Annotated in this window: 11 protein-coding genes; 3 read left to right on the plus strand and 8 right to left on the minus strand. The window is 70.8% G+C overall.

Translation table 11 applies throughout. The annotated features are described in order from the left end of the window. From uvrB to VGD93_RS08460, 4 genes are all read right to left on the minus strand, one after another. Positions 1-1,865, minus strand: a 1,865-nt coding sequence (gene uvrB / locus VGD93_RS08445; RefSeq protein ID WP_395011070.1) for an excinuclease ABC subunit UvrB, incomplete at its 3' end; no start/stop codon positions are given. A gap of 149 nt (positions 1,866-2,014) precedes the next feature. Beyond that, positions 2,015-2,587 (minus strand): SH3 domain-containing protein, encoded by a 573-nt coding sequence (locus VGD93_RS08450; protein WP_395011072.1) that lies wholly within the window; start codon positions 2,585-2,587, stop codon positions 2,015-2,017. An 82-nt stretch (positions 2,588-2,669) separates the two neighbouring features. Beyond that, positions 2,670-3,062, minus strand: coding sequence for an acyl-CoA thioesterase (locus tag VGD93_RS08455; protein WP_395011073.1), 393 nt, complete (start codon positions 3,060-3,062; stop codon positions 2,670-2,672). Beyond that, positions 3,059-3,658, minus strand: a complete 600-nt coding sequence (locus VGD93_RS08460; RefSeq protein ID WP_395011075.1) for a thymidine kinase — start codon at positions 3,656-3,658, stop codon at positions 3,059-3,061. The genes VGD93_RS08455 and VGD93_RS08460 overlap by 4 nt, the downstream gene beginning before the upstream one ends. A 315-nt stretch (positions 3,659-3,973) precedes the next feature. Here VGD93_RS08460 and VGD93_RS08465 point away from each other — a divergent pair, with 315 nt between their 5' ends. Further along, entirely contained in the window at positions 3,974-4,369 is a 396-nt protein-coding gene (locus VGD93_RS08465) for a hypothetical protein (protein WP_395011077.1), read from the plus strand. A gap of 14 nt (positions 4,370-4,383) precedes the next feature. Here VGD93_RS08465 and VGD93_RS08470 read toward each other — a convergent pair whose 3' ends face one another. Then, entirely contained in the window at positions 4,384-5,274 is an 891-nt protein-coding gene (locus VGD93_RS08470) for a DMT family transporter (protein ID WP_395011078.1), read from the minus strand. A 113-nt stretch (positions 5,275-5,387) separates the two neighbouring features. On the opposite strand from VGD93_RS08470, the gene VGD93_RS08475 reads away from it, so the two are divergent. Then, positions 5,388-5,987 (plus strand): MarR family winged helix-turn-helix transcriptional regulator, encoded by a 600-nt coding sequence (locus VGD93_RS08475; protein ID WP_395011080.1) that lies wholly within the window; start codon positions 5,388-5,390, stop codon positions 5,985-5,987. A 78-nt stretch (positions 5,988-6,065) separates the two neighbouring features. Beyond that, a complete protein-coding gene (locus VGD93_RS08480; protein ID WP_395011082.1) occupies positions 6,066-6,830 on the plus strand; it encodes a hypothetical protein in 765 nt (254 codons plus the stop codon). A 37-nt stretch (positions 6,831-6,867) separates the two neighbouring features. Here the strand turns inward: VGD93_RS08480 and VGD93_RS08485 are convergent, their stop codons facing one another. From VGD93_RS08485 to VGD93_RS08495, 3 genes are all read right to left on the minus strand, one after another. Then, positions 6,868-8,103 (minus strand): aminotransferase class V-fold PLP-dependent enzyme, encoded by a 1,236-nt coding sequence (locus VGD93_RS08485; RefSeq protein WP_395011084.1) that lies wholly within the window; start codon positions 8,101-8,103, stop codon positions 6,868-6,870. A 174-nt stretch (positions 8,104-8,277) separates the two neighbouring features. After that, positions 8,278-8,892: a Spy/CpxP family protein refolding chaperone gene (locus VGD93_RS08490; protein ID WP_395011086.1), complete on the minus strand. Its 615-nt coding sequence runs from the start codon at positions 8,890-8,892 to the stop codon at positions 8,278-8,280. A gap of 157 nt (positions 8,893-9,049) precedes the next feature. Further along, positions 9,050-9,478, minus strand: a complete 429-nt coding sequence (locus tag VGD93_RS08495; RefSeq protein WP_395011087.1) for a CBS domain-containing protein — start codon at positions 9,476-9,478, stop codon at positions 9,050-9,052. Positions 9,479-9,676 lie beyond the last annotated feature (198 nt).

The following is a 9,676-nucleotide window of genomic DNA, read 5'->3' on the forward strand; positions in this document are numbered from 1 at the left end:
GCCATGCGCTTGGTGAGCGTGGTGACGAGGGCGCGGTAGCCTTTTTTCGACACCTGATGAACTTCGTCGATCAGGTCGTCGACCTGGGACTTGGCGGGACGGATCTCGACGGGCGGATCGATCAGGCCGGTGGGACGGATCACCTGTTCGGCGAAGACGCCGCCGGCCTGTTCCATCTCCCAGGCGCCGGGCGTGGCCGACACGGCGATGGTGTCGGGGCGCATCGCGTCCCATTCCTCGAAACGCAGTGGCCGGTTGTCCATGCAGGAGGGCAGGCGGAAGCCGTATTCGGCGAGCGTCGCCTTGCGCCGCAGGTCGCCGCGATACATGGCGCCGAGCTGGCCGATGGTGACGTGGCTCTCGTCGACGAAGACGAGCGCGTTGTCGGGCAGGTACTCGAACAGGGTAGGCGGCGGCTCGCCCGGCTTGCGGCCGGAGAAGTAGCGCGAATAGTTCTCGATGCCGGCACAGGAGCCGGTGGCTTCCATCATCTCGAGGTCGAAGCGGGTGCGCTGCTCGAGCCGCTGCGCCTCGAGGTAGCGGCCGGCGGCGTTGAGCTCCTCGAGGCGGGCGGTGAGTTCCTTGCGGATCTCCTTGATGGCCTGGTTCATGGTGGCGCGCGGCGTCACGTAGTGCGAGTTGGCGAAGACGCGCACGAAATTGAGGTCGGCGGCTTTCTTGCCGGTCAGCGGGTCGATCTCGGCGATGGCCTCGATCTCGTTGCCGAACAGCGTGATGCGCCAGGCGGCGTCCTCGTAGTGGGCGGGGAACAGTTCGACGGTGTCGCCGCGCACGCGGAAGGTGCCGCGGGTGAAGCCGGCGTCGCCGCGCTTGTACTGCAGGGCGGTGAGCCCGCGCAAAAGCTCGCGCTGGTCGATGGACTGGCCCTTGCGGAGGTCGATGGTCATGGCGGTGTAGTCTTCCACCGAGCCGATGCCGTAGATGCAGGAGACGGAGGCGACGATGACGACGTCGTCGCGCTCGAGCAGGGCGCGCGTCGCGGCGTGGCGCATGCGGTCGATCTGCTCGTTGATGGTGGATTCCTTCTCGATATAGGTGTCCGTGCGCGGCACGTACGCCTCGGGCTGGTAGTAATCGTAGTAGGAGACGAAGTATTCGACGGCGTTGTCCGGGAAGAACGACTTGAATTCGCCGTAGAGCTGCGCCGCCAGCGTCTTGTTGGGGGCAAGGATCAGCGCCGGGCGGTTGGTGCGGGCGATGACCTGGGCCATGGTGTAGGTCTTGCCCGAGCCGGTGACGCCGAGCAGCACCTGGTCGGTCTCGCCGTTGTCGATGCCCTCGACCAGGTCGGCGATGGCGGTGGGCTGGTCGCCGGCGGGCTCGTAGCCGGTGACGAGGCGGAAGGGGATGCCGCCCTCGGTCTTGACCGGCCGGGCCGGGCGGTGCGGGCGCCAGGCGGTGTTGCCTTCGACCTCCTTGCGGCCGTGCAGGATGATCTGCTCCAGCGCCTTGACCGTGGCCGAGATGCCGACATTGCCGACCTCGGTGCCGATGCGGGCGGGAACGGCGGCGGGGCGGGCGGTGAAGCCGGCCTGCGGCGCCTCGGCGAAGCCGTCGAGATTGGTCGGGCGTTCGACCGCGTTGGCCTTGGATCTGGGGGCCTTGAGGCTCATGCCGGTGGCGGCGGAGCGCGCGGATTTCTTCGGCTTCTGCGGCTGCAGGGCGGCGTCGGCGGCCTCGGCGGCGCGGCGGGCGGCGTTGTCGAGGGCGCGCTTGTTCCTGAGCCGCTCCTGCGGCAGCGGCTTGCTCAGGCGCTCGGCCTCGGCCTTCTCGATCTCGCCGATGAAGTCGTCGATCGAGAATTCGGCTTTGGGCGGACGAGAGGAGGGTTTGCCGGAGGCCATGGGCGGATCCCTGTCGGTGCGCGCGGCGGGCACTTCGCCACGCCCCCGCACGGGCGGGAGGCGCGCCGGAACCCGCCGTCAGGATGGAACCGGCCTTCCTTAGCACGGCGGGAACGGAAAGGGAACGGCAAAGGCGGCGGTGGCCGCCGTCAGTAGACGCGGTAGGACGACAAATTGTTGTCGAGGAAGCCGTCGAGGCGCGGCTGGCTCTCGACGATCAGCACGCAGAAGCTGGTGAAGTCGCGGTCGCGGCAGGCCAGCACCGTGCTGCCGTGGACCTCGACGGAGGAATAGCGGTTGTCGCGGTCGAACAGCAGCAGGTCGCGCACCACGGTGCCGGCCCTGGCGCAGACGCGGGCGCCGCTGTAGTTGCGGCCCTCGTAGAAGCACGCGGTGCCGCCGCGCGGGTGGTGGAATTTCGGCCCGGTGAAGGGGCCGCGCGGCCACTGCCCGAAGCTGACATTGGCGCGGCTGACCCAGCCGCGCGCGCCGTGCGCGTGGATGCGGCACCAGCGCCAGGTGCAGCGATCGACGCGGATCCTGGTTTCACCCGGCAACTGGCCGACGACGTCGTAGGCGCGGCCGGGCCCCTCGTGCAGGGTCTCGGCCTTGATCAGCCAGGCCGCGCTGCCGGTTGCGAAGCCGGCTTGCGCCGGCAACGCGGCGAGGGCGAGGCCGATGGCGAGGGCGGCGATGGCGGCAAGACGCGAGGCAAGGCGCATGGGCTGAGTCCCCCGGGGCGTGCGGTACGTCGATGGGGGAACGCTAGCGCGGCGCGGCGCGGGTGCCAAGAGCCGCGGCGCTTCAGGCGGGGTCGATCGGGCGCTTCCGCCCGTCCTCGCCGAGGGCGACATAGACGAAATGGCCGGAGGTGACCTTGACCCGGTCGCCGATGCGGCCGCGCCGCACCCAGGCCTCGAGGGCGATGGTGACCGAGGTCGTGCCGACCCGCTGCACCTCGGTATAGACGCACAAGATGTCGCCGACCTTGACCGGGGCGATGAAGGTCATGGCCTCGACGGCGACGGTCACGGTGCGGCCGCGCGCGCGCTCGGAGGCGGCGATGCCGCCGGCGATGTCCATCTGGCTCATCACCCAGCCGCCGAAGATGTCGCCCGAGGGGTTGGTGTCCGCCGGCATGGCGACGGTGCGGATGGTGAGCGCGCCGCGCGGCTCGGCCTGGTCGGTGTCGATCATGGCAAGGGTCCCTTCGTCGGCCAGCGGCCGGTCTCTTCCTCCCAGTGCCGGCGGCACAGGGAGACATATACGGATTTCTCGATGGAGACCTGGTCGCCGTCGGTGAGGACGCGGCCGTCGGCATCCTGGCGCACGACCATGGTCGCCTTGGCCCCGCAATAGCAGATGGTGCGGATTTCGCGCAGCGCGTCGGCGACGGCGAGCAATTCGGCCGAGCCGGGAAACAGCTTGCCCTGGAAGTCGGTGCGCAGCCCGTAGCACATGACCGGGATATCGAGCCGGTCGGCGACGCGGGCGAGCTGCCAGACCTGCTCGTGATCGAGGAACTGCGCCTCGTCGACCAGCACGCAGTCGACCTTGGCGGCCGCCGCCTCGGTGCGGACGATGTCGAACAGGTCGTCGCCGGGGGAGAACAGGGCAGCCTCGGCGGAAATGCCGAGCCGCGAGGTGATCAGGCCGACCCCGTCCTCGGCGTAGAGGGCGGAGGTGAACAGCAGCGTGCGCATGCCGCGCTCGACATAATTGTGCGAGGCCTGCAGCAGCGACGTGGACTTGCCGGCGTTCATCGCCGCGTAGTTGAAATAGAGCTTGGCCATGGCGCTGTTGTGGCGCAAGCCGCCACGAGGGGCGAGGCCCGGACCGGGCTCTCAACACAAAAAAAGCGGCCGCCGGGCGAGGGCGGCCGAAATGCCGAAGCGGGGTCGGCGCAGGATGCCGGGTTGGCGGCGGCGATCCTTCGAGGCGTTTGCCCGGCTGCCCCGGGGGGCAGCGTGGGCCGCGCGGGGCTGGGGATCGGCCCCGCACCAGGCGAGGCTTAGGCCGGCCCGATGACAAGCGCATGACAGGGCTTCACAAAGGCGCCAAAGTCGAGCAGTAGCGACTCCCGTGCGGGCGGGCGCCTGGGGATGAGGATGAAGACAATCGCAAGGATGCTGCTGGCGGCGGCGGTGACCGTTGCCCTCTTCGGTCCGGCCGTGGCGGCGACGATCCATTCGCCGGCCGGCGTCTGGATCACCAATGGCGGCGAGTCGAAGTACGAGCTGACCCTGTGCGGGGACGGCGACGATTTGTGCGCGCGGATGATCTGGGCCAACGATTCGACGCTCGGGCGCAAGCTCAAGCGCTATGTCGGGGAGCAGATGCTGGTGACGGCGCCGCGGGTGGCGACGCAGAAATGGCGCGGCGACATCACCATCCAGGGCGTCACCGTCAACGGCAGCGTCGAGATCCTCGATGCCGACAACATCCATGTGCGCGGGTGCTCGGGCCTGCTGTGCCAGGGGGTGGAACTGCTCCGCGTGAAGTAGGCCGGTGCGACGGGCTATCCGGCGGCGGCGACGCGGCGCTGGCGCAGGGCCGGGACCGCCTCGACCATGACGATGGCGGCAAAGATGAGGGCGCTGCCGGCATAGCCGATGACGGCGAGGCGCTCGCCGGCGAGGGCGCCGCCGAGCGCCGCGAACAGGCCCTCGGCCGACAGGATGATGGCGGCATTGGCCGGCGGCACGTATTGCTGGCCGATCGCCTGCAGGGTAAAGCCGACCGCCGTGGACAACAGGCCGGTATAGAGGATCTCGATCCAGCCAGCGCCGATGGCGGCGAGGCTCGGCGCCTCGAAGCCGAGGGCGCCCACGCCCGACAGCACGGCCGTGGCGCCGAAGCTGATCACCGAAATGGTGACCGGCAGCCCGGTGCGGCGGGCGACGGTGCCGATGAGCAGGACCTGCACCGCCCAGGCGACGGCGCTGCCGATGACCAGCACGTCGCCGAAATTGAGCGTATCGAGCCGGGCGCCGTTGAGCAGGTAGACGCCGAGCAGGGCCAGGGGCATGCCGACCCAGACCACCTTGTGTGGCTTGTGCCGGAACAGGCCGAGCGCCAGCAGCGGCACGAACAGCACGTAGAGGCTGGTGAGGAAGCCGCCATTGGTGACCGTGGTCAGCACGAGGCCGGCCTGCTGCAGCCACACGCCGAAGAAGAAGGCGAGCGCGATGACCGCGATCAGCAGCCAGTCGCGCGGCGCGATGCTGACCCGGTTGCGCCGCCATTCCCAGATCGCCAGCGGCAGCACGGCGAGCCCGCCCAGTGCGTAGCGTACCGCCGAAAAGGTGAGGGGGCCCATGGCGTCCATGGCGGATTTCTGCGCCACGAAGGCGAAACCCCACAGCATGGTGGTGAGGACGAGGGCGGCAACGGCAAGGGGGCGGGACATGGCGCGGATGTGTAGCGGGCCGCCGCCGGGAACGGAAGGGGGCGGCTGCGGCGCGTTGTTGACTTGCATAGGAGTCCTATGCATCATCACCGCGACACGCGGAGATCAGAAGCATGCCGGCGAACACGCAGATCGCGACGGCGCTGTCCAAGATCGGCATGGTGCTGCGCTCGGAGCAGTGGCAGCAGGCCGAGGCCAATTCGCTGACCCCGACGCAGGCGCAGATCCTCGTGCACCTGGCAGCGCGCGGGCCGGCGCGCCTCACCGAGGTGGCGCGCGAGATCGCGGTGACGCAGCCCACGGCCAGCGACGCCGTGGCGGCGCTGGTGCGCAAGCGGCATGTCGAGAAATGCCGCGACCCCGGGGATGGCCGGGCGGTGCTGTTGCAGGCGACGGCGCCGGGCAGGCGCGCCGCCCAGGCCCTGGCGGTGTGGCCGGACGCGTTGCTGGGCGCCATCGACGTGCTCGAGCCGGCGGAGCAGGCGGCGTTCCTCAAGGGCCTCAGCAAGATGATCCGGGCGCTGCAGCAGCGCGGTGCCATCCCCGTGCAGCGCATGTGCCTGAGCTGCCGGCATTTTCGCCCCTACGCGCACGCCGACGCGGCGCAGCCCCACCATTGCACCTTCGTGGACGCCGCCTTCGGCGATGCCGACCTGCGGCTCGACTGCGGCGACCACGCGGAGGCCGGCGCAAGCGAAGCGCCGGTCGCATGAGCGGGCGTCCCGCTCGCGGCAACGAGCGGGACGCCCTGTTGTCCACCCCCCTCGCGAAGAAGGAAGGAACATCAGACTATGCCACGCTCCCACAGATTGATCTACGCCGCCGGCGGGGCGGCGCTGACGGCGGCGCTGCTCGCCGCCGGCACCGGCGCCACGCTGGCAAACGAGCCGGCGGGCATCGCCGCCGAAAAGGGTAACGCCGAGGTTGCCGATTTCGACATCGTGCACGCCCGGCTCACCACGGACGGCGCCACTGCGGAGTTCCGCATGGTGGTGTCGGGGCAGGCCGGGGCCTCGCACCCGAGCCCGGTCGGCACGCTCGCCAACGCGTCGGTGTTCGCCTATGTGTGGCCGACCAGTCTCGATGCCGCGACCGTCGGGTTCGCGCCGGGCGCCGGCATCCTGGCGCTGGCGGTCACTGCCCATCCCGACTTCGACGACACGCCGCGCGAGGACGAGAACGGCGACGGCGACGCCGGCAATGACGGCGATCTGTGGCACAGCCACTGGGTGGTGCTGGAGGCCGACGACAGCTGCGGTGCCGGCGCGCTCAAGGTCGTCGACATTCCGCCCGGAACGACCCCGACGGTGCCGGTGACCTGGCCGGAATTGCCGATCCTGATCGACAGCCCCGGCTGGCAGCCCCGCTTCGAGGCGGACAGCGTCGTGGTGCGGGTCACGTTCGACACGCCCCAGGTGCTGGCGGGGGCCCGCTTCGACGGTGTCACCGCCGGGCTGCGCGTCAATGCCGACGTGCATGCTCCGCTGCTGTGCGTGGTCGACGTGTTCGACGTCGCCTCGGGCGACCTTAGCCTGCCGGGCACGGCGGACGAATAGGCGCGCGGGCGGCCGGCAGCGCCGGCCGGCCCGGCACTCAAAGCTCGGCGTCGAGGGCGGCGATCAGCCGGTCGATGTCCTCGCGCGAGGTGTAGTGCACGAAGGAAACCCGCAGCACGCCGTGGCCGGGGCTGATGCCCATCGCCTCGAGCAGGCGCCAGGCGTAGAAATGCCCGCCCGCCGCCATGATGCCGTGGCGGGCGAGCCGCTCGGCAGCGGTGATGCCCTGCTCCTTGAGGACGAAGGAGAGGGTCGGAGCGCGCGACGCCGCATCGTCGGGGCCGATGAGCCTGAGGCCGGGCTTGCCGCGCACGTAGTCGAGCAGCGGGGCGAGCAGGGCCGTCTCCTGCGCGCGCATGGCGTTGTGGGCCTTGCGGAACGGGGTCTCGCCCGGGACCGCGTCGCCGGCGATCATGGCCACGGTCTCGAGATAGTCGGCGATGCCGGCGGCGGCGGCCACCTGGGCATGATCGGGGCCGGCGGGCACGAGGCGCTTGCGCGGCTGGGTATCGTTGAAGAAATGGCCCTGGTTGGGAAGCTCGGCGGCCAGCGAGGGGCGGACGGCCATCACGCCCTGGTGCGGGCCGTAGACCTTGTAGGCGGAGAACAGGTAGATGTCGGCGCCCAGCGCCAGCAGGTCGGGCAGGCCGTGCGGCGCGTAGGAGACGCCGTCGACGACGGTGACCGCGCCCCAGGAGCGGGCCCGGGTGGCGACATCGGCGACGGGGTTGATCTCGCCCACGATGTTGGAGCAGTGCGGCAGGCAGACGAGGCGCACCTTGCTGTCGAGCAGCTTGTCGAGCTCGGCGAGGGCGAGCCGGCCGGTCTGGCGGTCGACCCGCCATTCGCGCACCTCGATGCCGTGGCCGGCGAGCTTGCGCCAGGCGCCGGAGTTGGCCTCGTGGTCCTGGTTGGTGACGACGACGGCCTGCCCGGGCTTGAGCCAGCCGGCGACGGCGTGGCCCAACGTATAGGTGTTGGCCGAGGTCGAGGGGCCGAAATGGATCCAGTCGACGGTGACGTTGAGCGCCTGGGCGAGGCGCCGATGGGCCTGGTCCATGGCCTGGCCGGCTTCGCGCGAGGCCGGATAGAAGCCGTAGGGCTGCACCTTGGTTGCCCAGTAGAAGTGCTTCATGCGGTTGAGGACGGGGGCGGCCGTGTAGGAGCCGCCGGCGTTCTCGAAGAACGACCAGTCCTTGAGGTTGGGCTGCCGGAAGGCGGGGAACTCCGCGCGGATGCGGGCGGTATCGAGGGGCAGGGGCGGCAGGGACATCACGCGGCGGCTGGGCTGACAAGGGACGTGCCGGATTGGTAGCGGTTCCCCCACGGCCGGGCAACCTCCGGCGCGGCGAAAAGGGAAGCCCCGGCCGGGGGCGGGCCGGGGCTTCGGGGACGGCCGGGGGGCGCGGGCCGGACGCGGGCTGCAGCGGCCCGGCCCGCGCCCGGATCAGCCGCCCTGGCCGGTCATCGGGCCGTGGTGGCGGAAGAAGAAGCGCAGGCCGCGCTCGCCGCCGTCGCGGGTGCCGAACTGGCGGCGCATCTCGCGCGGAGCGTCGAGCCTGGCCTTCTGGGCGTCGGTGAGGCTGTTGTAGAAGGCCTCGAGTTCGGGCAGGACGCCCGAGAGCGCCGCGGTTCGGGCCTCGTCGAGCTTGAGGCGGGTCTGCAGGCGCTCGACGAGGCCGGGCGCCGCCGCCGCGCTGTCGGCGGGACGCGCCGCTGCGCAGGTGTCGGCCAGGCTGGTCTGGGCGGTGAGCGCCGCCGTCTTGAGCGCGTCGAACAGCGGCTGCTGCTCGGCGGTGGGCTGGAGCATGCGGGCGAGGGAGACGAACACGCGCTCGAGCCGCTCGGCGCCCTTCGCGGAGCAGTTGAACTTGAGGAAGCCGCCGCGCATCGCCATGGCCCCGCCCATCGGGTGCTGGTCGCCGCGCAACATCATCTCGTGGCGCGGGCCGTTGCCGGCCTGCTGCCGGCCCCAGTCGTGGGACATGGCGGCGGGCGCCAGCGCGCCAAGGCCGAGGGCCGCGACGATCACGGCCGCAGAGGTCCTCGTGAAGCGATTCATGGGAAGCTCCCTTGCATGGGTTGGGTCGTCTGCCGTCGGCCCTCGAGTCCGACGCACACAGCCTAGCGCGCGATTCATGGCGGCAGCCTTGCGGGCGCATGAACGTTTGGAAAGGTGGGCCGCGGCGCGCCGCCGCAGGCGAGGGCGCGCCCCGCGCTCAGGAGGAAATGTATTCCCTGAGGGCGTGCGCCTCCTGCTCGGCTTCCTCGATCTTGCCCTTGACCACGTCGCCGATGGAGACGATGCCGACCAGTTCCCCGCCCTCGACCACCGGGATGTGGCGGATGCGGTGGTTGGTCATGCTCTCCATCAGTTCGGAAACGTCGGTGCGGCGCTCGCAGGTGATGACGTCGGCGGTCATGACCTCGCGCACGGCGCGCTGCAGCAGGGCGGCGGGATCGCCGCCCAGATGGCGGACGACGTCGCGCTCGCTCAGGATGCCGGCGACGCGGCCGTTCTCGGCCAGCACGACGACGGCGCCGATGCGGTGCTCGTTGAGCACCCGCACCGCTTCGGAGATCGGGGCGTGGGCGCGCACCGTGTAGACGGTCATGCCCTTGGATTGAAGGATGTTATCGACTTGCATCGCCAGGTCCTCCTCTCGGCCAGTCATCTTGGCGCAAGAGCGGGGGGCGTACAATAGCCGGGGCGGGCGGAGCTAGGCGGCCTTGTCCCCCGGGGGAGCGGCGTTGCGCGGGGTGAGCTTGTCGGAGGGCGGGGCGTCTTCGGGCGGTGGTGCGGGGGGCGGCGCGGCGGCAGCGGGCGGCGCCGGCGGGCGCGCCTC

The sequence above is a fragment of the Devosia sp. genome (genome assembly GCF_036406155.1).
Lineage (GTDB): Bacteria > Pseudomonadota > Alphaproteobacteria > Rhizobiales > Devosiaceae > Devosia_A.